Source organism: Nocardia sp. NPDC023733 (genome assembly GCF_040639775.1).
GTDB classification, from domain to species: domain Bacteria; phylum Actinomycetota; class Actinomycetes; order Mycobacteriales; family Mycobacteriaceae; genus Nocardia; species Nocardia rosealba.
In genome coordinates, this window is the sequence record NZ_JBFAAN010000001.1 from 1,427,917 (window position 1) to 1,451,756 (window position 23,840).

Annotated in this window: 18 protein-coding genes; 11 read left to right on the forward strand and 7 right to left on the reverse strand. The window is 67.5% G+C overall.

All coding sequences use genetic code 11. The features are described 5' to 3' along the window. Positions 1–39 precede the first annotated feature (39 nt). The 8 genes from AB0F86_RS06630 to AB0F86_RS06665 are packed head-to-tail and all read left to right on the forward strand — an operon-like array spanning position 40 to position 9,386. The gene (locus tag AB0F86_RS06630) at positions 40–1,995 is read left to right on the forward strand and encodes an AMP-binding protein (RefSeq protein ID WP_356982503.1); all 1,956 of its coding nucleotides are present in this window, start codon (positions 40–42) and stop codon (positions 1,993–1,995) included. Between the two features lie 2 nt (positions 1,996–1,997). Next, positions 1,998–3,167: an acyl-CoA dehydrogenase family protein gene (locus tag AB0F86_RS06635; protein ID WP_356982504.1), complete on the forward strand. Its 1,170-nt coding sequence runs from the start codon at positions 1,998–2,000 to the stop codon at positions 3,165–3,167. A gap of 14 nt (positions 3,168–3,181) precedes the next feature. Further along, positions 3,182–4,339, forward strand: a complete 1,158-nt coding sequence (locus tag AB0F86_RS06640; protein ID WP_356982506.1) for a CaiB/BaiF CoA-transferase family protein — start codon at positions 3,182–3,184, stop codon at positions 4,337–4,339. Positions 4,340–4,350: 11 nt separating this feature from the next. Beyond that, a complete protein-coding gene (locus AB0F86_RS06645; RefSeq protein WP_157102025.1) occupies positions 4,351–5,142 on the forward strand; it encodes an enoyl-CoA hydratase/isomerase family protein in 792 nt (263 codons plus the stop codon). Then, on the forward strand, positions 5,139–6,314 hold the full coding sequence (locus tag AB0F86_RS06650) for a CaiB/BaiF CoA-transferase family protein (protein WP_356982507.1): 1,176 nt from the start codon (positions 5,139–5,141) through the stop codon (positions 6,312–6,314). Before AB0F86_RS06645 ends, AB0F86_RS06650 begins: the two co-directional genes overlap by 4 nt. Further along, positions 6,314–6,970, forward strand: coding sequence for a GntR family transcriptional regulator (locus AB0F86_RS06655; RefSeq protein ID WP_356982509.1), 657 nt, complete (start codon positions 6,314–6,316; stop codon positions 6,968–6,970). Before AB0F86_RS06650 ends, AB0F86_RS06655 begins: the two co-directional genes overlap by 1 nt. 36 nt (positions 6,971–7,006) lie before the next feature. Continuing rightward, positions 7,007–8,155, forward strand: a complete 1,149-nt coding sequence (locus AB0F86_RS06660) for an acyl-CoA dehydrogenase family protein (RefSeq protein WP_356982511.1) — start codon at positions 7,007–7,009, stop codon at positions 8,153–8,155. A gap of 13 nt (positions 8,156–8,168) precedes the next feature. Beyond that, on the forward strand, positions 8,169–9,386 hold the full coding sequence (locus AB0F86_RS06665; protein WP_356982513.1) for an acetyl-CoA C-acetyltransferase: 1,218 nt from the start codon (positions 8,169–8,171) through the stop codon (positions 9,384–9,386). 372 nt (positions 9,387–9,758) lie between these two features. Here the strand turns inward: AB0F86_RS06665 and AB0F86_RS06670 are convergent, their stop codons facing one another. Continuing rightward, positions 9,759–11,153 (reverse strand): MmgE/PrpD family protein, encoded by a 1,395-nt coding sequence (locus tag AB0F86_RS06670; RefSeq protein WP_356982515.1) that lies wholly within the window; start codon positions 11,151–11,153, stop codon positions 9,759–9,761. A gap of 26 nt (positions 11,154–11,179) precedes the next feature. After that, positions 11,180–12,661 carry an aldehyde dehydrogenase gene (locus tag AB0F86_RS06675; RefSeq protein ID WP_356982516.1) on the reverse strand — a complete coding sequence of 494 codons (1,482 nt, stop codon included), beginning with the start codon at positions 12,659–12,661 and terminating at the stop codon, positions 11,180–11,182. Between the two features lie 280 nt (positions 12,662–12,941). Here AB0F86_RS06675 and AB0F86_RS06680 point away from each other — a divergent pair, with 280 nt between their 5' ends. Continuing rightward, on the forward strand, positions 12,942–14,114 hold the full coding sequence (locus tag AB0F86_RS06680; protein WP_356982517.1) for a CoA transferase: 1,173 nt from the start codon (positions 12,942–12,944) through the stop codon (positions 14,112–14,114). 116 nt (positions 14,115–14,230) lie between these two features. On the opposite strand, the gene AB0F86_RS06685 is transcribed toward AB0F86_RS06680, so the two are convergent. The 3 genes from AB0F86_RS06685 to AB0F86_RS06695 form a co-directional block, all read right to left on the reverse strand. Further along, complete coding sequence (locus tag AB0F86_RS06685) at positions 14,231–15,445, reverse strand: CoA transferase (RefSeq protein ID WP_356982519.1); 1,215 nt, start codon at positions 15,443–15,445, stop codon at positions 14,231–14,233. Between the two features lie 95 nt (positions 15,446–15,540). Continuing rightward, positions 15,541–16,677: a beta-propeller fold lactonase family protein gene (locus AB0F86_RS06690; protein WP_356982520.1), complete on the reverse strand. Its 1,137-nt coding sequence runs from the start codon at positions 16,675–16,677 to the stop codon at positions 15,541–15,543. Between the two features lie 455 nt (positions 16,678–17,132). Further along, complete coding sequence (locus AB0F86_RS06695) at positions 17,133–18,011, reverse strand: helix-turn-helix transcriptional regulator (protein WP_356982522.1); 879 nt, start codon at positions 18,009–18,011, stop codon at positions 17,133–17,135. 197 nt (positions 18,012–18,208) lie between these two features. On the opposite strand from AB0F86_RS06695, the gene AB0F86_RS06700 reads away from it, so the two are divergent. After that, complete coding sequence (locus AB0F86_RS06700; RefSeq protein ID WP_356982524.1) at positions 18,209–19,810, forward strand: helix-turn-helix domain-containing protein; 1,602 nt, start codon at positions 18,209–18,211, stop codon at positions 19,808–19,810. A 154-nt stretch (positions 19,811–19,964) separates the two neighbouring features. On the opposite strand, the gene AB0F86_RS06705 is transcribed toward AB0F86_RS06700, so the two are convergent. Beyond that, a complete protein-coding gene (locus tag AB0F86_RS06705; protein WP_356982525.1) occupies positions 19,965–21,398 on the reverse strand; it encodes an MmgE/PrpD family protein in 1,434 nt (477 codons plus the stop codon). 104 nt (positions 21,399–21,502) lie between these two features. After that, entirely contained in the window at positions 21,503–22,543 is a 1,041-nt protein-coding gene (locus AB0F86_RS06710; RefSeq protein WP_356982527.1) for a response regulator transcription factor, read from the reverse strand. Between the two features lie 255 nt (positions 22,544–22,798). Between AB0F86_RS06710 and AB0F86_RS06715 the strand changes: the two genes are divergently transcribed. Continuing rightward, positions 22,799–23,818, forward strand: a complete 1,020-nt coding sequence (locus AB0F86_RS06715; RefSeq protein ID WP_356982529.1) for an ABC transporter permease — start codon at positions 22,799–22,801, stop codon at positions 23,816–23,818. Positions 23,819–23,840: the final 22 nt, after the last annotated feature.

Genomic DNA, 23,840 nt, shown 5'->3' on the forward strand with positions numbered 1-23,840 from the left:
CCGCCACACACGACGAACCAGCAACGAGGAGGACACGTCATGGTGGACGTTCAGCCTGCCGAGCAGCCGGCCTGGGTGCCCGACGAACAGATCCGTGAGCGCAGCCGATTGCTCGCGGCGATGCGCGCCTGGGGATTCGGTGACGACGCCGCGGCGGTCGCCGAGCTCAACGAGCGAGCCATCGCCGAGCCCGAATGGTTCTGGCGGGCTGCGACAACCGACCTGGGCGTGGACTTCTCGGTCCCGTTCGACCGCGTGGTCGACGAGTCGGCCGGGAAACCCTTCCCGCGGTGGTTCACCGGCGGCGGCGTCAACATCGCGCAGCTGGCCGCGCACCGGCATGCACGCGGCTCCGCCGCCGACCGCCTCGCGGTGGTCTACGAGGGCGACGAGGGCGAACGGCGCACCCTGACCTTCGCCGAGCTCGACGACCAGGTGCGGCGGTTCGCCGCCAACCTCACCCAGCTGGGTGTGCGGCGGGGTGACCGGGTGGTGCTGTTCATGCCGGTGGTGCCCGAAGCCGCGGTGGCCTTCCTCGCGATCGCGATGATCGGTGCCGTGTCGGTGCCGACCTTCAGCGGTTACGCGCCTGATGCGCTCGCCACCCGCCTGCAGGATTCCGAGGCGGTGCTGTTGGTGACCGCCGACGGGACCACGCGGCGCGGCAAGCGGGTCGAGCTGAAAGCGACCGCCGACGCGGCGCTGGAGTCGGCGCCGACCGTGGCCAAGGTCGTGGTCATCCGGCATCTTGGCACCGAGGTGCCGATGCGCGAGGGCCGCGACGTGTACTACGACGAGCTCGATGCCGATCCGGTGCCGGTGCCGACCGCGGACACCGAGTCCAACGACCCGCTCACCATCGTCTACACCTCGGGTACCACCGGTCGCCCCAAAGGCATCGTGCACTCCCACGGTGGCTTCGCGGTGAAGACGGCGGTCGACTTCGGCTACGGCTTCGACGTGCACGACGGCGATGTCGTCTCGTGGATCACCGATCTCGGCTGGCTCGTCGGCCCCATGCTGATGACCGGTCCGCTGCAGCTCGGCGCGACGATCGTGATGATCGAGGGGCTGCCGACGCACCCCACCGCGCACCGGATGTGGGAGATCATCGAGCGCAACGGTGTCACCGTCGCCGGTATCGCGCCCACCGCGGCGCGTGCGCTGAAGGCGGCGGGGGAGGAGGTGACCCATGCGATGCCGAGCCTTCGCACCTTCGTGTCCACCGGCGAGGCCTGGGACGAACCCACCTGGTGGTGGCTGTTCTCCGAGGTCGGCGGCGGCACCCGGCCGATCGTGAACTACAGCGGTGGCACCGAGGTCGGTGGCGGCATCCTGATCGGGTATCCGTTCCTGCCCGCCGCCCCGGCCGCGTTCACCGGCGCACTGCCCGGCGTGGACGCCTCGGTGTTCGGTGAGGACGGCAATCCGGTCGTCGGTGAGATCGGTGAACTGGTGGTACGCAACACCTTCCCCGGCATGACCCATGCCTTCTGGCAGGACCGCGAGCGCTATCTCGACACCTACTGGAACCAGTGGGACGGCGTGTGGGTACACGGCGACCTGGCCAGCATCGACCACCAGGGCATGTGGCGCATCCACGGCCGCTCCGACGACACCATCAAACTGTCGGGCCGCCGGGTCGGTCCCGCGGAGATCGAGGCGGCGCTGCTGCGCGACAACCGGATCGCCGAGGTCGCCGTGATCGGCGTGCCCGACGAGCTGCGTGGTCAGCGTGCGGTCGCTTTCGCCGTGCTGCGTTCCACCGGTCAGGCCCCGGAAGACCTGCAGGACACCGCGATCGGGAACGCGGGACGCTCGTTCGCGCCCTCGGTCGTCGTCGTGGAGAGCCTGCCCAAGACCAAGAACGGAAAGATCATGCGCCGGGCCATTCGGTCCCGGTATCTCGGGGCACCGACCGGAGACATGTCCTCCCTCGACCCCGCCACCCCACTCGAAGCGATCCCCGTGTCCACGGGCGACGAACAGGAGTAGCAATGACTGCCGCTACAGCGACCGACGACAACGTCGAAGTCGTCCGACAGGCCACGCGCGAGCTCGCGCGCAAGTTCGACAACAACTACTGGCTCGACAAGGACAACAAGCACGAATACCCCTGGGACTTCGTGAAAGCCTTCGCCGCCGGTGGTTGGCTCGGTGCGATGATCCCCGAGGAGTACGGCGGCATCGGCCTCGGTCTGAAGGAGACCGCCGTCATGCTCGGTGAGATCTCGGCCTCCGGCGCCGGGATGAGCGGTGGCTCGGCGATCCACTTCTACGCCTTCCCGCCCGCGCCGATCGTGAAGTACGGCTCGGAGGAGATGAAGCGCGAGTACCTGCCCAAGCTGGCCTCGGGTGAGCTGCTGATGGCGTTCGGTGTCACCGAACCCACTGCGGGCGTGGACACTTCGCGGATCAAAACCAAGGCGACCAAGGTCGACGGCGGCTGGGTGATCAACGGGCAGAAGGTGTTCATCACCAATGCCCAGAACGCGCACAAGATCCTGCTGCTGGCCCGCACCTCGCCGCGGCGGGAGGACAAGCCGCTGTGGGGCATGTCGCTGTTCTTGGCCGATATGGACCGCTCGAAGGTCACGGTCCGCGAGATCGACAAGCTCGGTCGCGCCGCCATCGATACCAACGAGCTGTTCATCGACAACCTCGAGGTTTCCGACGACCGGCTCGTCGGTGAGGTCGACAAGGGCTTCTACTACCTGCTCGACGGACTGAACCCCGAGCGCATCGTGGTCGGTATGGAAGGCGTGGGCCTGGGTCGCGCCGCGCTGGAGATCGGGGCCGAATACGCCAAGAACCGCGTGGTCTTCGACCGCCCGATCGGCCAGAACCAGGCCGTCGCGCATCCGCTGGCCGATTCCTGGATCCGGCTGGAAGCCGCCGAGGGCATGATCATGCGCGCGGCGGAACTGTTCGACGCGGGCCTGCCGTGTGGTCCCGAGGCGGCTGCGGCCAAGTACCTCGGTGCCGAAGCCGGTTTCGAGGCGTGTGATCGCGCGTTCTCCACGCTCGGCGGATACGCCTACGCGAAGGAGTACCACATCGAGCGGCTGTGGCGGGAGGTGCGTCTGCTGCGTAATGCGCCGTTCTCCCAGGAGATGGTGCGCAACTACATCTCCCAGCAGGTGCTCGGCCTACCGCGTTCCTACTAGGAGGAGAAATACCCATGACGGGACCGTTGGCGGGTGTGCGTGTCGTCGTGCTGGCAGGCATGGGGCCGGTGCCCTATGTGTCGATGCTGCTGGCCGACATGGGCGCCGATGTCGTCCGGGTGGTGCGGCCACCGCACCGTTCGGCGCGGGAGTTGAGCCAGACCGTCGGCCTGACCGAGGAGACCGATGTGGTCAACCGCGGTGTCGGGTCGGTGGCCGTGGACCTGAAGGACTCAGCCGGGCGCGAAGCTGTTCTGCGCCTCGCGGATTCGGCCGACGTGTTCATCGAGGGATATCGCCCCGGTGTCACCGAACGGCTTGGGCTGGGTCCCGAGGTCGCCACCGCACGCAACCCCCGCCTGGTCTACGTCCGGCTCACCGGGTACGGCCAGACCGGTCCCCGTGCCAAGGACGCCGGACACGACATCAACTATGTCGCCCAGTCCGGCGCTCTGCACGCCCTCGCCTCCGAAGGCGGGGCGCCGCGACCGCCGATCAATCTGCTCGGTGACTATGCCGGTGGCGGGGCGATCGGCGCGTTCGGCATCGCCTGCGCGCTGGTCGAGGCCGGGCGCACGGGTCGTGGTCAGGTCATCGATGCGGCGATGGTCGACGGTGTGGCCGTGTTGACGGCCAAGTTGCAGGGCTTGCGCGCCGCCGGGCTGTACTCCGACGAGCCGGGAACCAACTTCCTCGACTCGGGCGCCCCGTTCTACGACACCTACCGGTGTGCGGACGGGCGCTATCTGGCGGTCGGAGCGCTCGAACCCGACTTCTACCGTGAGTTCCTGAGCCACCTCGATGTCGACACCACCAGCTGGCCGGGCCAGGACGACCGCGAACAGTGGCCGAGACTGCGCGAACTCATCGCCGAAGCGGTGTCGAAGCGAACCCGCGACGAGTGGTGGCAGGTATATCGGGGCACCGATGCCTGCGTGTCCCCGGTACTCACCTTCGACGAGGCCGCCGCGGATCCCCACAACGTCGAACGTGGTGTGTTCCAGCGGGTTTCGGGAGTACTGCACCCGGCGCCCGCGCCACGCTTCGACCGGACCCCGGCCCGCACACCGTCGTGCCCGCCTGCCGGGCTCGGCGACCTCGACGACATCTTGGCCCGGTGGACGACCGCCGCGGTCACCACCGGCGCCGACGCGGTGTCGATCAGCGAATGAAAGGACAACAAGTGCCCGGTTACGAGGAGTTCTCGTCGTTGACGATCGACCGGCCCGCCGACGGCGTGCTGCGGATCGTGCTCGACGGCCCGAACCTGAATTCCGTCGGCGCCGAGGCACATCGGCACCTCGCCGACATCTGGCCGGTGATCGCCCTCGACGAATCGGTGCGCGCCGTCGTCATCCGTGGTGCGGGGGAGCGGGCCTTCTCCGCCGGCGGCAGCTTCGATCTGGTCGAGGCCATGATCGGGGACTACGCGTCGCGGACACGGGTGATGCGGGAGGCACGGGACCTGGTGCGCAACATCATCGAGGTGCCCCAGCCGATCATCTCCGCCATCAACGGTCCCGCTGCGGGCGCCGGCCTGGTGGCGGCGCTGCTCGCCGACATCTCGGTGGCGGGCCGCCGTGCCAAGATCGTCGACGGCCATGTGCGCCTCGGCGTGGCCGCGGGCGATCACGCCGCGATCTGCTGGCCGCTGCTGACCTCGATGGCCAAGGCCAAGTACCACCTGCTGACCAACGAGGTCCTCACCGGCGAGGAGGCCGAGCGCATCGGCATGGTGTCGCTGTGCGTCGACGACGACCAGGTGCAGGACCGTGCCATGGAGATCGCGCAGAAGCTCGCGGCCGGTTCGCGGGCGGGCATCCAGGGCACCAAGATGGCCCTCAACGGCTGGTACCGGCAGGCCATGCCGATCTTCGACGCCTCGCTCGGCCTCGAGTTCTATCACTTCGGTGGCCCCGATGTCGTCGAGGGCGTCGGCTCACACCGTGAGAAGCGGGAGCCGAAGTTCTCATGAGCACCGAACCCACGCGTGCTCCGCTGGCCGGGGTGACGGTGATCGGCCTCGAACAGGCCATCGCCGCCCCGCTGTGCACCCGCCACCTCGCCGACCTAGGCGCCCGGGTGATCAAGGTCGAGCAGCCGGGATACGGTGACTCGACCCGGCATTACGACACGGTTGTCGGTGGCCTGTCGGCGCATTTCACCTGGCTCAACCACGGCAAGGAATCGGCGGCGCTGGATCTGCGCGCCGCCGACGACCTGGCGGTCCTCGAAGCGATGCTCGCGGGGGCCGATGTGCTGGTCAGCAACCTGGGCCCGGGCGCGCTGGATCGGCTCGGGCTCGGTGTCGAGGAACTGGCGCGCCGGTTTCCGCGGCTGATCATCGTCGACATCTCCGGCTACGGCCGCGGCGGTCCGCTCGACCACAAACGCGCCTACGACCTGCTGATCCAGGCGGAGGCGGGTTCGTGCGCGATCACCGGCGTTCCCGGACAGCCGGCCAAGCCCGGCATCCCCGTGGCCGACATCGGTACCGCGCTGTACTCGTATTCGGCGGTCCTGGCCGCGCTCTATGACCGTGAGCGCACAGGCCGCGGCGCGGTCGTGCCGGTCGCGATGCTCGATGTGGTCTCGGAGATGATGGGCTTCGCGCTCAACCAGGTGCTGCACGCGGGCACGGAGCCGGTGCCGGTCGGTATGGGTTCGCCGATGATCGCCCCGTACGGCGCGTATCCGACCTCGGACGGGCAGACCGCGGTTCTCGGCACGACCAGCGATCGGGAGTGGCGGCGGATGACCGAACTCATGGGCTGCCCCGAACTCGCCGAGGATCCGCGCTATCTACACAACGACGACCGGGTCGCGCGTCGCGGCGAAGTCGACGCCGTTGTCGAACAGTGGTGCGCGACAAGGACTCTCGCCGAGGTTCAGGATGCCGCCGACAGGGCGGGTATCGGAAACGCGCGGCTCAACGGCGTGCGCGAGCTCGCCGAGCATCCCCAGCTGCGAGAACGCGGCCGGTGGCGTGAGGTCGGCACCCCGTCCGGCCCAGTGCCGGCCTTGCTGCCGCCGGGCACGGCACGGGACTGGCCGGTGACCAACGGTTCGGTGCCCGCGCTCGGCGCGCATACCGACGCGATCCGGGCCGAGTTCGCGCCCCGGGCCGCCCAGCCGAGCGAGGCCTGATGGACCTGCCGCGCGTCGCACCGCCGACCAGCCTGAAAACCACCGCCGTGCAGGAGATCCGGCGGCGGATCTTCGCGGGCGAGCTGCGTCCCGGCGACAAGATCGACCAGGACGAGATCGCGGATTCGCTCGGCATCAGCAAGCTGCCGGTGCGTGAGGCGCTGATCGCCCTGGAACTGGAGAGCATCGTCGATATGCCGCCCCGGCGTGGCGCGTTCGTCGCTCCGATGACTCGCGATGATGTCCGCGACCACTACTGGTTGCTCGGCGTGGTGTCCGGGCTGGCTGCCGCCCGCGCGGCCGAGCGGATCGGCATATCCTCACTCGACGCGCTCGGTGTGATCCTGGATCGGATGCCGACTGCGTCGAGCGCGGACCGCGAAACGCTGAACTTCGAATTCCACCGGATGATCAACCGCGCGAGTGGATCCCGGCGACTGCTCACCGAACTCAAGGTGCTCGGCAGCGCCGGTCCGCACGGCTTCTACGAGACGCACGACGACTGGTCCGACACCGCCGACCGCGATCACCGCGAGATCCTCGCAGCTCTGCGCGCACGGGATGCGGACACGGCTCGCGCAGTCACCGAGGAGCATTTCCTGCACGGTGGTGACCGGGCGGTGCACATGCTCGAATCGCGCGGCTTCTGGAAATGATATAATATTTTATGCGTGAACTAGGGAAGGGTAGGCATGAGCCTCACAGCCGATGAGCAGCAGATGGTCGATCTGGTCGCCGATTTCGTCGACCAGCGGGTCAAGAACCGCGTGCGCGAGTTCGAGGAAGACGATGTCTACCCCGAGGAGTTCATCGAGGAGATGAAGAAGCTCGGCTTCTTCGGTCTGCTCGCGCCCGCCGAGTTCGGTGGTGTCGATGTGAGCACCGCCTGCTTCGCCGGTGTCACCGAGCAACTGGCACGCGGCTGGATGAGCCTGGCGGGCGCTATCGGTGGCCACTCGGTGATCACCTACCTCATCAAGACCTTCGGCACACCGGAGCAGAAGTCGAAGTACCTGCCGAAGATGGCCGAGGGTGCGATCCGGGCCACGATGGCCCTCACCGAGCCCGCGGGCGGCAGTGACCTGCAGGCCATGCGCACCGTCGCCGTGCGCGACGGCGACCAGTGGTCCATCACCGGCTCCAAGACCTGGATCTCCAACGCCGCGCACTCGGGGCTGATCGGTCTGCTGTGTATCACCGATCGCGACGCCAAGCCCGCCCACAAGGGCATGAGCGTGATCCTGGTGGAACCCGGTGACGGGATGATCATCTCCAAGAAGCTGCCCAAGCTCGGCTACCGCGGCGTGGAGGCCTGCGAGTTGGTGTTCGACGGTCGCAAGGTCGGTGACGACGCCATCCTCGGCGGCGTGCCGAACCTGGGCTGGAGCCACATGATGCGCGGCCTCGAGGTCGGGCGCATCCAGGTCGCCTCACGCGCGCTCGGTGTCGGCCAGGCCGCACTCGATGCCGCGGTGCGGTACGCGCAGGAACGTGAGTCCTTCGGCAAGCCGATCTGGAAGCACCAGTCCGTCGGCAATCTGCTTGCCGACATGGCGACCAAGCAACGCGCCGCCCGCCTGCTGACCCTCGACGCCGCCCAGAAACTGGACGCCGGCGTGCGTGCCGATATGGAAGCGGGCATGGCCAAGCTGTTCGCGTCCGAGACCGCGATGCAGATCGCGCTCGATGCGATCCGCGTGCACGGCGGCTATGGCTACTCCAAGGAATACGACGTGGAGCGCTACTTCCGCGACGCGCCGCTGATGATCGTCGGTGAGGGCACCAACGAGATCCAGCGCAATGTCATTGCCGCACAGCTCATCGCGCGCAACGCGATCTGATCGGAGTCGATGGATGTCAACCCTGCGCCGGGCCGCGATCGTCGCGCCCACCCGCACCCCCGTCGGTACTTTCGGAGGTTCCCTGCGTGACGTACCAGTCGAGGACCTGGGCGCCACCGTGGTGAAAGCGGTGATCGAGCGTTCCGGGATCGACCCCGAACGCATCGACGATGTCGTGTTCGCCCAGTCCTACGCCAACTCCGAAGTGCCGTGCGTCGGTCGCTGGCTGGCGCTGCACGCCGGGCTGCCGATCACCGTGCCGGGTATGCAACTCGACCGGCGCTGCGGCGGTGGCCTGCAGGCCCTGGCCACTTCGGCGATGATGGTGCAGACCGGCGCCGCCGACGTGGTGTTGGCCGGTGGTGTGGAGTCGATGAGCCGCATCGAGTACTACTCGACCAGTACACGTTGGGGTGCCCGTGCGGGCACCGTGCAGCTGTTCGACCGGCTCGACCGCGGCCGCGAACGCTCACAACCGGTGGCCCGGTTCGGCAAGATCTCCGGAATGATCGAGACGGCCGAAAACCTCGCGAAGGACTACGGTCTGATGCGCGAGGAGGCCGACTCCTTCGCCGCGCGAAGCCACCAGCGGGCGGCCGCCGCCTGGGCGGAGGGGCGATTCGCCGACGAAGTGGTTCCGGTGACCGTGCCGCAGCGCAAGGGCGAGCCGGTAGTGTTCGCCGCCGACGAGGGAATCCGCCCGGACTCCACGCCGCAGACCCTGTCGAAGCTGCGCACGATCATGCCCGACGGCACCGTCACCCCGGGTAACTCGAGCCAGCAGAACGATGCCGCCGCCGGGCTTCTCGTCGTCGCCGAAGACCAGCTCGACGCGCTCGGCCTCGAGCCGATCGGCTATCTGACCGGTTGGGCCGCCGCGGGCTGCGAGCCCTCCCGCATGGGTATCGGGCCGGTGCCCGCCGTCGCGAAACTCGCCGCGCGCCAGGGCACCGATACCGTCTCGCTGCTCGATTCGATGGATCTCGTCGAGGTCAACGAGGCGTTCGCGGTGCAGGTCCTCGCTGTCCTGGAGGGCTGGGGCTGGCGCGATCACGACCGGCTCAATGTCAACGGGTCCGGCATCTCGCTCGGCCACCCCATCGGCGCCACGGGCGTGCGCATGGTCACCACCTTGCTGCACGAACTGCGCCGACGTGGTGGTGGCCGTGGTCTTGCCACCATGTGCATCGGTGGCGGCCAAGGTATGGCCGCCACCTTCGAGACCGCCTGATCACCGTTCAGGCACCGACCGTGCCCCGGCGAACCGAACAGGCCCGCCGGGGCACAGTCATTGTGGAACGACGAGTACAAGCAGGTCGATACCCGATGAAATCTGACAAGCGATCACCATGTCCCCACGAACCCGATGTTCGATTGATGGTCCAATTCGCCACCATCCGAATGGAATTCGTGGCGTGTCTGACGGCAGCGCTGGTTTTCGTCCAGGATGTGGCCGGTCGTCATCTCTGTGACATCACGGTCGCAGCCGCGCACTACGCTGACCTGCCCCGTCTGCCGAACGAACGTTTGTACTTGATGCCCTGATATGTGAAAGGCCTTGCCCGACTCGGCAATCCGAGCCGGGCAAGGCCTTTCCGGTGGGTCAGACGCGCAAGAGCGCGGCGAACTCGCCGACCGGGGTGGCCGGATCCCCGGAGTTGATCGCAGTCAGCAACGCCTCGCTGCGTTCGGCACCCAGATCGGCGACGGTGAGGTCGCGGAACTTGGCGTCCAGGTCGGTCTGCGTCATCGGGTTCTCTGCGGTGCCGCGTGGGTTGTCGACGAAGACGTGCTCGGTGGAGCCGTCGCGGTAGGTGACAGTGATATCGGCGATCCAGCGTCCCGCGTATTCGGCGTCCAGCTCGGGATCGACCTCGATCTTCACCCGGCGTGCCATCTCGGCCACCTCACTGCCCTCGCTGAGGTCCAGGCGCCCGGCCATGTAGTCGTGATGGGCGCGGAAACCGTTGCCACGGCCCAGGATCGCCAAGGCGAACTGGAAAGGCAAGCTGTATTGCAGGTGCTCGATGATCTGCGGGGCGTAGGCGTTGGCGTTCTGGTTGCCGATGATCACGTCGCCGCCGGACTGGATGCCGAGCCGAACGGACTCGACCTCGGCTGCCCGCGCGGTGAGCTGCTGGGCACCGTCGATGTAGGCGTGGTTGATGCCGCAGCAGCAGTAGGGCTTGATCCACACCCGCGTGATCTCGAAAGAGGCCGTCGGGTCGAACAATTCGGCGGCGCCCTCGGCGACCGGGCGCCCGACGAAGGTGCGGTAGAAGCCCTTGCCGCCACTGAGGAACGTGGTCGGACCGGTGATGCCCGCCGCCGCCATCTCGGCGGCGCGAATGCCGTTGCGCGTACCGATCCCCGAATGCAGCCGCTTCACCGAGCCACCGGTCGAGGTGTATTCGGTGGTTCCCGAGCTGTGGCTCATCGCGATCGACAGCGCGTGGATGGTGCGCTCGGCATCGAATCCACGCATCTTCGCGACGACGGCGGCGGCACCGAACGCCGACAACACCCCGTGCGGATGGAACCCTCGCTCGAGCAGCTGCGGCGCGGCCAGCATGCCGATCCGGGTGTAGACCTCGTATCCGGCGACGATGCCGGTGATGACCTCCGACATCGAGGCACCGAGCTCCTCGCCGACAGCGACAGCCGCGGAGACCACGGCACTGCCGGGGTGGCTGGAGCTGGATCGGTGAGCGTCGTCGTACTCGAAGCCGTGACCGTACGTCGCGTTGACGAAAGCGGCATCGGCGGCGCTCATTTCGTCACCTGACGCCGTGACGTGAGCCGAGCCGGGAGCGTGCGAGGCCTTGGTCAGCTCGAGCACCGCCCGGCTCCATGGCAGGGATGCGCAGCCGATCTGCACCGCCAGCTGGTCTTGCATGAGTCGACGGGCGCCGGCCAGCGCGTCGGCCGGGATCGAATCGTACTCCAGATCGGTGACCAGCCGGGCGACGGCGGCTTCCAACGGGGGTAGGGAAGGCATGGAGAACCTTTCAGGAAGGGAGGGCGTCAGGCCAGCGAGTCGAGCAGGGGCTGCGGCAGGCCGTAGGACTTGCATTCGATGTAGGCGTCGAAGCCTTCGAGTCCGGCTTCGCGGCCGATGCCGCTGTTCTTGAAGCCACCGAGTGGGGCGAAGAAGCCGGCGGGCGTGCCGTTGACTTCGACGGTGCCGGTGCGGATGTGGCGAGCCACCGCCAGCGCGTGGGCGGGATCGGCGGCGAAGACCGAACCGTTGAGGCCGTAGTCGGAGTTGTTGGCGATATCGATCGCCTCGGCTTCGGTGTCGAATGTGTGCACGGTCAGTACCGGACCGAACACCTCCTCCTGCGCGATCCGCGCGTTGGGGTCGACGTCGCCGAAGATCGTCGGCTCGACGTACCAACCTCGGTCCAAACCTTCGGGCCTGCCACCGCCGACGAGCACCTGGGTGCCCTCGGACCGGGCCTGCGCGATATAGCCCTCCACGCGTTCGCGCTGGGCGTTGGTCACCAGCGGGCCGACCTCGGTGGCCGGATCGAACGGGTCACCGATCGGCATCGACCCGACCATGTCGCGCAACCGGTCGTAGAGCTCGTCGCGCAGTGAACGGGCCACGACAATGCGAGTCTTGTTGCTGCACACCTGGCCGGTGTTGCGCAGCGACAGCGCCCGGATCACCGGCACCACGGCATCGAGATCGGCGTCGTCGAGCAGCACCGCGGCCGACTTCCCACCGAGCTCGAGGGTGACGCGGCGCAGGTCCTGCCCGCAGATGGCGGCGATCCGGCGGCCCGCGGCCGTCGAGCCGGTGAACGAGACCTTGTCGACGCCGCGATGACGGACCAGGTGCTCACTGACCTCACGGCCCGCCACGACGATGTTCACCACGCCGTCGGGCAGACCGGCCTGTTCGAAGATCTCGGCGAGCAGATACGCCGACATCGCGGTCTCCGGCGACGGCTTCAGCACAGCGGTGCATCCGGCCAACAGCGCGGGCGCCAGCTTGATGATGGCGATCTGCAGCGGCGCGTTCCACGGCACCACCGCGGCCACGACCCCGACGGGTTCGCGCGTGACGAGTGCGTTGCCGGTGACCGAGCGGCGGATATCGGACCACTGGTATTGCGGAGCGAGCTCGAGGAACGCGTCGAGCAGCATCCGTGTGCCCATCGACTGCATCCGCGTCGACAGCGTGATCGGACACCCCATTTCGGCGCTGATCAGGCGAGCGATCTCGTCCTGCCGGTCCGCGAGGATCTCGCTCACCCTGGTGAGCACCGCGATCCGCTCCGCGAGTTCCATCCGAGGCCACGGGCCGCGATCGAAGGCGGCGCGGGCGGCAGCGACAGCAGCGTCGATGTCGGCCTCGCTGCCCTCGGCGATGCGGGCGAGGGGTTCCTCGGTGGCGGGGGAGACCACCTCGAACGTGCGCTGCGTTGCCGGATTCACCCACCCGCCGCCGATGAACAGCTTGTCGAACTGTCCCTGCCACAACTCTGTCTGAACACTCATGGGGTAGACCTATCGTCCTCGTCGGCGATTGTGTCCGGGTAGGGAAATCCCTGGTCAGCGGTGGTTTAGCGCGCGGCGCTCCGTCGGTGCCATGTGACCCGGCTCATGTAAAGTATATGATATAACTTAGCGCACAGGCCAGGGCTGCTGTGCTCACCGCCACTGTGCCTATTCTGTCGGTTGCCGTCGGGCGCCGATCGACCTTCGCCGGATGTGACCTATGACACCGCGATGCAGCGATAATATATAATATGAGCACGTGACTAGAGGGAGACAGGCTATGCAGCACAGGCCGCTCGACGGAATTCGGATCCTGGAGATCGGGGGCTACATCTCGCTCCCGTTCGCCACCTCCATGTTGTGCGCCCTCGGTGCCGAAGTCGTGAAGGTGGAGCGGCCCGTCGTCGGCGAGGACTTCCGCCGTCACCAGAACGACGCCAGCCCGTACTTCCGTCAGTACAACACCGGCAAGCGCAGCCTGGCCGTCGATCTCAAGCAGCCCGAGGGCATCGCCCTTGTCAAGGCCCTGATCCCGCGCTTCGACGTGGTGCTCGAGAACATGCGCCCCGGCAAGGTGGCTGCGATGGGTCTTGGCGCCGAGGTCTGTCGTGAACTACGCCCCGATATCGTCTACGGCTCGGTGACCGGCTTCGGTGCTGGTGGACCGCTGGCCGCGCGGCCTGCCTACGACACCATCGGGCAAGCCTTCGGTGGCCTGTATTCGCTGCTCGGCGACGAGGGTCATCCCCAGCTCACCGGCGGGCTGAGTGCCGACCTGGTCACCGGGCTGAGCACGGCCGCGGGCGTGCTCGCCGCGCTGGTCGGCCGGTACCGCACCGGTGAACCGCAGCACGTGGAGACCTCGATCATGGAGGCCGTCAGCGTGCTCGTCACCGACGGCATCACCCAGGCCTTCGAACTCGGTTCCGATCCGAGCCGGCGCAGCAGGCATCCCCAGGCGCAGAATTTCTGCGCGCCGACCGCCACTGGCGAGTACATCGCTGTGCATCTCTCGTCGTCGCAGAAGTTCTGGCAGGCGCTGTGCCGGGCGATGGATCGCGCCGACCTGGCGGTCGACCCGCGCTTCGCCGAATACCGCCCGCGTGAGGCGAACTATTTCGAGCTCGCCGAGATCGTCGAGGCCGAGTTCGAGCAGCGCTCGTTCGCGGAGTGGGAGAAGCGGCTCACCGCCGAAGACGTGCCCTTCGCGCCGGTGCTGTCGATGACCGGGTACGTCGAGCACGAGCAGGTCGGGTGGCTGCGCATGATCGAGCCGCAGGACGACGGGCTCGCGCTGGTGCGCCCGCCGTGGCGCTTCGCCGGTGCACGACCCGAGCGTCCCGGTGTCGCTCCGCGAGTGGGTGCGGATACCCGCGCTGTCGCCGGTGAGGTGTACCCGGCCGGGAAGGTCGACGAACTTCTGGCCGCGGGGGTGCTCTCGGCGGACGGCTGACCGTAAACCGCTGGCGTGCCTGATGAGTGACCGGGCGCGACAGCGAAAGGGCCGGTGCTCGAAGACAATGTCGTCCTCGAGCACCGGCCCTTTCGCTGTAGCGCAGGGCCGCAACCCTATTCGGTGGCCCCGAGCACTCCCTCGGAACGCAGCTTCCCGAGCTCGCTGTCGCTGAGACCGAGGATTTCGGCGAAGACCTGATCGGTATCGGCGCCGAGGGGGGCGGCCGGGCTTACCGGCCCGTACTCGCTGTTCTCACGGATCGGGCTGTGCGCCGAGATGACCGGTCCGATACCGGGCTGGTTGACTTCGGTCAGCACCCGGCTGCCGACGCCCGCCTCGAAATCGGCCACCACATCGCTCATCTGGCGGTAGCGGCTCCACAGCACGCCTGCTTCGGTGAGCGCCGCGCCCACCGAGTCGAGGGGCAGGTTGGCGAACCAGGGACGCATCACTGCCGCGATGGTTTCGCGGTGGATGTATCGATGTGCTTCGTCGGCGAAATCCACCCCGAGGGTCTGTTCGAGCGAGGTGATCACCTTCGTCATGTCGGTCGCCGTGCACAATGCCTGCCACTGACGGGGTGTGAGCGCGACCACCATGACGCGCCCCTCGTCGGCGGTGACGAAGTCGGCGCCGAACGAGCCGTACATGTAGTTGCCGTGGCGCGGGCGGTCACCGCGTTCCCGAACCTCGCTGAGCCACCCCAGATTCGCGACACCGGCCAGGGCGACATCGGCCAGCGCGATCTGCAGGTGCGCGCCCTCGCCGGACCGTTCCCGGCGGTGCAGGGCAGCGAGCAGTGCGGTGGTCGCGGTCATCCCCGCGACCAGATCCCACGCGGGCAGTACGTGATTCACGGGGGTTCGCGAATCGGCGGGCCCGGTGAGATCGGTGACGCCGACCTCGGTGTTGACCGTGTAGTCCACCGCGGGGCCGCCACCGGCCTGGCCGCCGATGTGCACTTTGATCACATCGGCTCGCCGATCGGCGAGTGCCTCGTAGGAGAACCACGGCCGACCGACCGCGTTGTCGACAACGATCCCCGCATCCTTGCCCGGCGCGGTTGCGAGTGCCAGGACCAACTCCCGGCCCTGCTCGCTGCGCACGTCGACGGCGATCGACTGCTTACCCCGATTGAGCGAGTTCCAGTACAGGCTCTCCCCATTGCTCCGGGCGACCGGCCACCGCCGGTAGTCGGGCCCACCGCCGAGCGGGTCGACTCGGATGACCTGCGCGCCGAGCTGAGCGAGAGTCATCCCCGCCGAGGGTCCCGCCACGAAACTGGCGAACTCGAGGACGCGCAGGCCCACCAGCGGCTGCCCGCTCACGCGTGCACCACCAGGGGAACCTCGAAATGACCTGGCATCTGCATCGCTACTCCTTATCCGCTGCGGCCTGTTTGAAATATAATATATCTGATGGGTCAGGGCGTGAGAACCATGATCGGTCCGTCGCCCAGCACGGTGCCGGTATCCACCGACGGGAGGGCGGACAGGGTCAACGTCCCGTCGGGTCGCACGTCGTAGGTGTGTACGCGGGTGGTGATTCCGGTGGTCAGCACGTCGGCGGCGTAGACATGTCGCTCGCCGTCGCTCAGCAACACCGTGCCGGGGCCGGAGCCTGGAGGCGCCGGGAACGGCGAACCCGGCAGGGCTGCCAGAGCGCCATCCGTGCCGATCGAATAGCCGGCCACACCACCGCCGGCGACCACGGGCACGTAGACCCGCGCGCCGTCGGCGGTGACCTCCGCTCCGTGTGGCATCAGCGCACTGGCATACGGCGACCCCGGCGTGGGAGTGAGATGGCCGTCCCGGCCGATCGAGTAGCCGGAGATGTCGCCACCCAGCTCGTTGCTCACATAGACGAAGCGACCGTCCGGGGTGTAGCCGGGATTCACCGGCAGCGCACCGCCGGATACGGGTGCACCGATCGATGTGAGTTCACCGTCGGGCCCGATCGAAAAACTGGAGATCAGGCTGTCGAAGGGGCTGACGAAGCGCAGGAATCGGCCGTCCGGGTCGATCCGGATCATCGGGATGGCGCTGAAACCCGGTACCGAGATCGAGGCGGTCTGCGTCAGCGCGCCGGACGGGTCGACCGCGTAGGTCCTGATGTGTCCGGGCACGCCGCCGACGGCGACGAACAACAGGCGACCGTCCGCGGAAAGAGTCGAGGTGATGGGAACGCCGCCGCCGATTTCGACCGCACCCCCGGGGATCGGGCGAAGAGCGCCCGCGTAGTCGATCTGATATCCGGTGACGCGCTGTTCGCCGGCCTGGCTGACGTAGACGTGGCGCCCGTTCGGTGCGAGCGCCAGGGACATGACGCCGAGGCCGACCGGTGTCTGGCCCACTTTCGTCAGGCCGCCGCTCGGTTCCACGCGCAGCACGGTCACGTCACCGCTGACCGTGCCGCCCACGAGGAGGAACTGCGGGTCCTCGACAGGTCCGGCTGCTGCCGGGGACATCGCCCCCGCGCTCAGCAGGACGGTCGCGACTGCGACTGCCGCCCTTCTGGTGCGTGCGGCGAAACCTGTGGCCCCTGTGGTGGATGTCGTCATCGACGTTCCTTCCGGCGCGCGAGCGCTGTTCCCGACTGGCCGCGGCATTGCGCGGCACCCCGGGTACTACTCCCGGGTCGTTCGAATGTAGGAAGGTTCGGGCGCGCGAAGTGTCCAGAAATTCGGACACGGTTCAGGGAGAGCCGGTCATCCGGCGCATCGAGACGGGGGCGCGCCAGCCACAGGGGAGACCGCACGTGGCAATCACCTCGTGCTGGATGGAGCCGTCGCCGAAATGCTTGACGACTCTCGAAGCCGAGGCTGGATAGCCACATGCGCCGCATCGTCCGAAGTAGTCGAGGAGTTCGTGGACGGTGATGCGCACAGGCGTCGGTGGTTCTTGCTCTGGTGGGGTCTTTGGACGTCGGTACGAGTCCGCGGAATAATTACGCATAATATATCAACTACCGTCAATGTTGTGACCGGAGGCCATGCCCGGTTGGTTCCGGAAGGGTTCAGTTCGGGTGGTCCGCCGGATCCCGTTCGGGAACCGGTGCCGACCACGACGTGAGTATGCGAAGCTTCTCGTGGGAGGTCGTACCCGGCTCTGCCGACCAGAGGACCAACTGCTGTTCCGAATCGCCCGACGAGCTGAAAGTGTCCCAGTTCAGGGTCATTTCACCGACGTCGGGGTGGTTGAGTGTCTTCGAGCCGAACTCCTGCCGGGCCACGTTGCGTGCCGCCCACCACTGCCGGAACTGTTCGTCGGCTATGGACAGTTCGCCGACCAGCGCGGTGAGCTGGGGGTCGGTCGGATTGGCCGCGGCGTCCATGCGCAGGATGGCGACGCACGTGCGCGCGACGCTCTCCCAGTCGTCGTAGAGGGTGCGCATCGCCGGGTCGGTGAAGACCATCCGCACGTAGTTGCGCTGCCGGGGAGTCATGTGGCCGAAGTCGGTGATCAAGGCCGCCGCCAGGTGGTTCCAGGCGAGGATGTCGAGGTAGCGCCCGAACACCAGGGCCGGTGTTTCGGTGAGCTGGTCGAGCAGCCGCTGTAGCTGGGGGCGCACGGTTTTCTGGCCTCGTTTGGCCGGTCGACGGGCAGAGCGGCGAACCAGGTTCTCGGCGTAGTCGCGCTGGGCGTCGTCGAGACGCAGAACGCGCACCAACGCGTCGAGGACCGGCTCCGACGGTGCGAGACGGCCCTGCTCGATCCGGGTGTAGTAGTCGTGACTGATCGCGGCCAGGTCCGCCACCTCCTCGCGGCGCAGACCTGCCACCCGGCGCGCGGCGGCGCTGTGCACGCTCAAGCCCACCTCCTCCGGGCTGAGCTCGGCACGCCGTGCCTTCAGGAATCCACCCAGCTCGCGAAGGTGGGGCGCTCTCTCGGTCATTTCTCTACGATATGCCCGCCCGTGGCGCTGTGCCTGGGACAAATCCTTCCCACGCCGACCGGAAAATGGTCGGATTCGCGGCAAATCCCGAGGAACCAAGCAGATATTGTGTATAAAATACAAGTGCGCTCGGTCACAGAGGACCGGGCGTCGACCGCATGTTCAGGCGGCCGGGGACAAGGTGGTGTTGAGTATCCATGACTGTGTTGCAGGTTTACCGGGATTCGACTCGACCGGACATCGAGTCGGCGTGGGCCCGATCGCGGCTCAACGGCATCCGTGAAGACGCGATGCCACCGTTCGATCTCGCGACCAGAAGCACCGACAGCTTTCTGGGTCGTGCGGCGAGTCCGGTCCTGCGGCGGGTCGCGAGTGAGCTCGAAGGCACCCCGGTGGCACTGGTGCTCGCCGATCAGGCCGGCCGGGTGATCGACATCCACGGCGCCGCCCGATCGATCCGGCGGGCGGTCGCCGATATCGGCATCGTGCCGGGCGTCGAGCTCGGTGAAGATCGCATCGGCACCAATGCGCTCGGCACCCCGCTCGAGACCAGGCGCAGCCTGCTCGTGCGGGCCGATGAGCACTACCTGGCGCTGTTTCGCGGATTCACCTGTTACGGGCATCCGATCTTCCATCCGGTCACCCGTCGGCTCGAAGGAGTGCTGGGGATCGGCGCGAAAACCAGTGCGGACCACCGGTTGTCGGCGCTGTTGGCCCGCCGCATGGTCCGCGATATCCAAGAGCGGCTCCAACGTGACTCACCCCGTGCGCACAGCAGACTGATGAGCGCCTTCCAGGCCGCCGCGGGACGCCGCGGCCGGGCCGTCGTCGTCATCGGTGACGGGCTGGTCCTGGCCACACCTGCCGCGGTCGACCTGCTCGAGCCGGCCGACCACGCCGCATTGCGTGCCTGCGCCGAAGCCGTGCCCGTCGGTGGACAGGACAGCCGGGAACTCGTGCTGACCTCCGGTCGCGCCGTGCGATTGGTCTGCCGATCGATCGACGGAGCCGACGGAGTTCTCGTCGACATCACCCAGGAGTCCGGTGTTCGACGTGCCAGGGTGGCCTCGGACCGGATGCCGCTGTGGCCGCTGCTCGTGGTCGGCGAGGCGGGGACCGGCCGAACCACCGAAGCGCTTGGTCTGGTCGGCCCCGCGGCTCGCACGCTCGACGCGACCGACATCGTGCTCATCGGTGACACTGCGTGGGCCGCTCAGCTCGGCGAGACACTGGCGGCCGACGGCCCGCCGGTGGTCATCGAGAACATCCAGCTGCTTTCCGAGCAACTCACCGCGCTGCTCGCCCAGCGGCTACGGGAAACGTCCCGCGAAGTCGTGCTCACCTCGACGCCGGGCGAGCACCTCGACGCGGTGCACGCCGCCCTGCCCGCGCTGTGCAACGACCGCAGGGAACTGGTCCCGTTGCGTAGACGCAGGCACGAGGTGCCGGGGCTCGCCCAGCAGATGCTGACCGAGGTCACCGGCCACACCAGGACCCGGTTCACCGCCGAGACGATGCGTGTACTGGCCTCGCAGCCGTGGCGCGGAAATCTCGCCGAACTGCGCCGCGTCGTGGAGCTGGTGGCGAGCACCCGATCGGCAGGCGACATCATCCCCACCGACCTTCCCACGTCGCACCGCGGTGGTCAGGTGCCCGGTTCGCCGATTCGTGAAGCCGAACGGGAAGTCATCATGGCGGCTCTCGAGGCTGCGGGTGGCAACAAGCTGCAAGCCGCGCGGGCGCTCGGCGTCAGCCGCTCGACGCTCTACAACCGGATCAGGGCACTGCGCATCGCGTGAGCGGTCGGCCGGGGCATGTCCAGTTTGTTGGACATGCCCCGGCCGCTGTCGTGTCTACAGTCGACATCACGGCATGCGATCAGCAGGCCGGGACACGAAAAGCCCCGCGCGCGTAGGGGGCGAGCGGGGCTTTTCGTCTACAGGGGTGGAATGCTCAGGCGGGCAGGCTGTTCGGCGCGAGCAGACGCATCACTGTTCCGAAATCGTCGACCTTGTCCACGCCGAGCACGGTTTCCGCTACCTGATCGATCCTGCTCTCGGACAACACTTCCTGTGCGTTGATCCGGAATTTGGCGACCAGTTCGTCGGTGGTCATCCTGGTGCTCGGATCGGGGGAGGGGCTGCCCTTGGGGTAGGTCCGCTCTGCGACGAAGGTAGTGCCCCGGGCGTCGACCTCGACCTTGGTCGGGCGTGCCGAAGGATGCGCGGACAGTGCCTTGAAGTAGTCCGGGTGCGGCGCGAAGGTGACCTTGTCCATCAGGCCGAGTACCGAGTCGCTGAACACGAGTTCCGGTGCGTGCCAGGCCCGACTCGGCGTGACCCGGTGCGCGCCGACCGACAGGCCGTGGGCGATGTCGAACTGCGCGTCGTGGGTCTTCTCGATGACCCGGCTCTGCCACAGCGGGTGCATCACCGCGGCCTCACCCCAGCAGCGGATGGCGTCGATCTCCTCGGGACGGATGTCGTTGGTCTCGAGGATCTCGGTGAGCGCGTGCAGCGGCGCGTGCAGGATGCGGCAGTGCGGGTAGGGCTTGTAGGACTGTTCGGCAAGGAAACGCCATTCGGTGCCCAGAGCGTCGGTGAGGTTCTGCGGTTCCCATCGGCGGGTGCCGATGTACTTGCGGAAGCCGACCTCGGCATCGTCGAGGATCTGCAGGTCACCGGTGTGGCCGAGTTCGGCCATGAAGACCGCGGTCAGGCTGGCCTGCGTCAAAGTACCCGCGAGCAGGTACTTGAGGGTGGAGCTCGGAGCGTGCTTGATCCACGGCCGCATCGAGTTCACCGGGGCCGTGGCGGCCGCGATACCGAGCGCGTTGGCCAATGTCTCGGTGGACTGTCCCGCGAGCTTGCCCGCGGCCGCGGTGCCGCCGAAGACGGTGACGCTGTAGCCGATCACCGGAGACAGGTCCATCGAATCGTTCTGGACGTCGCGCAGGTAGTCCATCGACTTGTAGAAGCGGTAGGACATCTCGTGCGACAGCGCGACGGCGGCAAGCACCTCTCGACCGGATCGGCCACGGCTCTCGGCCATGGCCATCGTGGTCGGCAGGACGTAGGGCGAGACGTGGCCCGGGGGCAGCACCGCGTCGAAGTCCAGGGCATTGATCAGTTCACCGTTGGCGAAGGAAGCGCCGAAGATCGACACCCGGTCGTCGGTGCCGATGATGGTGGCGTCGCCGTCGGTGCCGCCGGTGAGCTTGCCGTACTGGATACCGATCTTGCCCTTGGGTTCCTCGACGGCGCCGAGGGCGCAGCCCATCGCGTCGAGCAGCAAGCGCTTGGCTTCGTCGACTGCCTCGGGAGGAAGGGTGTCGTAGTTCGCGCCGGTGGTGAACCGGGCCAGTTGCTCGACGATGGTGTCGGCCATGGACTGTCCTCTCACGGGGGTGCGAGGACAGCAGGCCTGCCCGCACCATTGCTAGCACTATATATTATGTAAGCATTGCGAACGGGTTTCCGGCAATCCCGTAGTCAGTGTGCGGCGTGGCCGCGCAGCCAGTACGCGACGGCTTCCGCGCGGTTCGCCGCACCGAGTTTGCGCAGGATATGGGTGATGTGAGTCTTGACTGTCGCCTCGGAAATTCTCAGGTCGCGCGCGATCTGGCGATTCGCTCGACCCGCTGCCAGCAATTCGACCACTTCGAGTTCGCGCGACGAGAGCGCTTGGCCCCGGGGTGGGCAGCCGGCGGCCGCGTGGTCCGTCAGCCGATCCAGCCCACTGCGCAGGGCGGTCACGCCGTCGAGCAAACTCGCACCGGCCAGCGCGTGGCCCAACCCGGCGGCGAAGACCGCGAGCATCGCCCGCGCCGTGGCGTCTGCTTCGCGCCGCTGGAAGTAGTAGTCGCCGTGCACCAGTCCCACGACGGCACCGTGCAGGGTCAGCGGCGCGACAGCGTAGGAACTGCAGTGCGTCATCTCCACCAGCGGCCGGACGACACGGGGATTGTGCTGAACGTCGAAGACGAGTCCCGGTCGGGCCCGCTGCACGATGTCGCTCTCGACCAGGTGGCCGTCCAGCGTCGGCGACGACTCGCGTCCGGCCGCCAGAATCGCCTCGGCCCACGGCTTGTCGTCGACGACGAACATGGTGTGCGGGTGCCAGCGCTGCCCTTCGGTGGTCGACACGAGTGCGCGGTCGAAGCCCATCGCGCCCATCGCTTCCGCGGCCCGGCTCAGCAAGTCGTCGACGCCGCGTGCGCCGTGTAACCGTGCGATCGCCTGGGCGGCCATCCGCAGGTGGGTGGCCGAACTCGCGGCGTCGGCCGCGGCGAGTTCGGTCTCGGCGGCGCGAATGCGAGCCAGTAGCGCGGTCGTTCGCTGGATGTCCGCGTGGTCGGTGATTCCGGATAGTGCGGCCACGGCCTCGTCCCACAACTGGGTGAGCAGCCGCTTGGCCGCGTCGGGGGAGTGGGTGCCGGGCAGCTGGATCCGGCGTCCGAGGATCTCCGACGCTTCAGTGGCGACGGCGATGAGCTCGGCCTCGACTGCCATGCCGCCGCTGGGTGCCCTCATGTCGATCACCACGTGTCAACTCCAGTTCTCATACCACTACCACACAGAATATGCAATATATAACGCGATAGCGCGGTGTACGTCCGAATTGTGTCCGAAACTCCGGGCCCGCATCAGCCGCTGGTCGCAGTGCTGTCGACCCTTCGGTTGATCGCGGGTCGATCTTCTTGTGAGGCACAACACCACATATTTAATATTTCGCACAGTCTGCGAGAGTGACCTGAGTCTCAGAGGAGAACCCATGCGGGGAGCATCATGACGACGTCCACAGCGGCGGCCACCACGCCCCGTCCCAGCCTGCGCGACCAGCTCGGCCGCTCGGAACAGGCCTATTTCGTTCTCGGCATCACCGCCGTGCTGTGTGTCGTCGGTGCCGCGACGACACCGGGATTCCTGACAACCGGAAACTTCGCCAGCCTGTTGCGGCTGTCGGCGGCCTTCGGGATTCTGGCCGTCGGCGTCGCCATCGTCATCCTGGGTAAAGGCATCGACCTGTCGATCGCCGGTGTCGCGCTCGGCTGCGCGCAGGCCACGCTCGCGCTGATGTCGAGTGGCATGCCCGAGTGGCAGGCGATCGCGATCGCCGCGGCGGTCGCGCTGATCGTCGGTCTCGTCAACGGGGTGCTCGTGGCCTATGTCGAGGTGCCGTCGCTGTTCGTCACCCTGGCCACCGGTCTGCTCGTCATCGGTGGGGTCGACATGCTGCTGCTCGACAGCAACTACTACGCGCTGCCCGGCGGTTCGTGGATCGCGGAGCTCAGCAACGGTTCGTTCCTCGGTGTGCCGCGGCCGATCATCATCGCGGCGGCGGTCTTCCTGCTGTCCTGGCTCTTCGTCACCTACACCTCGGCGGGCCGGTTGATCCGAGCGATGGGTGACAATTTCGCCACCGCTCGTGCCACCGGTGCCCCGGTTCGGCCGTTGCAGGTGCTCACCTACGTGATCTCCGCGCTGCTCGCCCTGCTCGCCGGATACCTGACAGTGTCGATCCAGGGCAGCGTACAGACCACCGTCACCTCGTTCGACCCGCTGCTGTTCACCGCGCTCACCGCGACCGTGATCGGTGGCATCTCGCTGGCCGGTGGTCGCGGCTCGATTCTCGGGGTGCTCGCCGGCTCGCTGTTCATCGGTGTGCTCAACAACCTGCTCGTGCTGCACGGCCTCACCTCCGCAGTACAGGACCTGATCCGAGGCGGCGTGCTCATCGCGGCCATCGCACTCGACTCGTGGCTGCATCCGCGCGACGAGGAAACCGCCAAGAGCGGCGAACTGTAAAGCCACCCTCGAAACACCTTCG

What these genes read in the sequence shown, in the direction of transcription:
- AB0F86_RS06665 (WP_356982513.1), top strand. Translation starts at nt 8,169, where the DNA reads ATGTCAACCCTGCGCCGGGCCGCGATCGTCGCGCCCACCCGCACCCCC.
- AB0F86_RS06650 (WP_356982507.1), top strand. Translation starts at nt 5,139, where the DNA reads ATGAGCACCGAACCCACGCGTGCTCCGCTGGCCGGGGTGACGGTGATC.
- AB0F86_RS06675 (WP_356982516.1), bottom strand. Translation starts at nt 12,661, where the DNA reads ATGAGTGTTCAGACAGAGTTGTGGCAGGGACAGTTCGACAAGCTGTTC.
- AB0F86_RS06715 (WP_356982529.1), top strand. Translation starts at nt 22,799, where the DNA reads ATGACGACGTCCACAGCGGCGGCCACCACGCCCCGTCCCAGCCTGCGC.
- AB0F86_RS06670 (WP_356982515.1), bottom strand. Translation starts at nt 11,153, where the DNA reads ATGCCTTCCCTACCCCCGTTGGAAGCCGCCGTCGCCCGGCTGGTCACC.
- AB0F86_RS06640 (WP_356982506.1), top strand. Translation starts at nt 3,182, where the DNA reads ATGACGGGACCGTTGGCGGGTGTGCGTGTCGTCGTGCTGGCAGGCATG.
- AB0F86_RS06690 (WP_356982520.1), bottom strand. Translation starts at nt 16,677, where the DNA reads ATGACGACATCCACCACAGGGGCCACAGGTTTCGCCGCACGCACCAGA.
- AB0F86_RS06635 (WP_356982504.1), top strand. Translation starts at nt 1,998, where the DNA reads ATGACTGCCGCTACAGCGACCGACGACAACGTCGAAGTCGTCCGACAG.
- AB0F86_RS06710 (WP_356982527.1), bottom strand. Translation starts at nt 22,543, where the DNA reads ATGAGGGCACCCAGCGGCGGCATGGCAGTCGAGGCCGAGCTCATCGCC.
- AB0F86_RS06700 (WP_356982524.1), top strand. Translation starts at nt 18,209, where the DNA reads ATGACTGTGTTGCAGGTTTACCGGGATTCGACTCGACCGGACATCGAG.
- AB0F86_RS06695 (WP_356982522.1), bottom strand. Translation starts at nt 18,011, where the DNA reads ATGACCGAGAGAGCGCCCCACCTTCGCGAGCTGGGTGGATTCCTGAAG.
- AB0F86_RS06705 (WP_356982525.1), bottom strand. Translation starts at nt 21,398, where the DNA reads ATGGCCGACACCATCGTCGAGCAACTGGCCCGGTTCACCACCGGCGCG.
- AB0F86_RS06630 (WP_356982503.1), top strand. Translation starts at nt 40, where the DNA reads ATGGTGGACGTTCAGCCTGCCGAGCAGCCGGCCTGGGTGCCCGACGAA.
- AB0F86_RS06660 (WP_356982511.1), top strand. Translation starts at nt 7,007, where the DNA reads ATGAGCCTCACAGCCGATGAGCAGCAGATGGTCGATCTGGTCGCCGAT.
- AB0F86_RS06680 (WP_356982517.1), top strand. Translation starts at nt 12,942, where the DNA reads ATGCAGCACAGGCCGCTCGACGGAATTCGGATCCTGGAGATCGGGGGC.
- AB0F86_RS06655 (WP_356982509.1), top strand. Translation starts at nt 6,314, where the DNA reads ATGGACCTGCCGCGCGTCGCACCGCCGACCAGCCTGAAAACCACCGCC.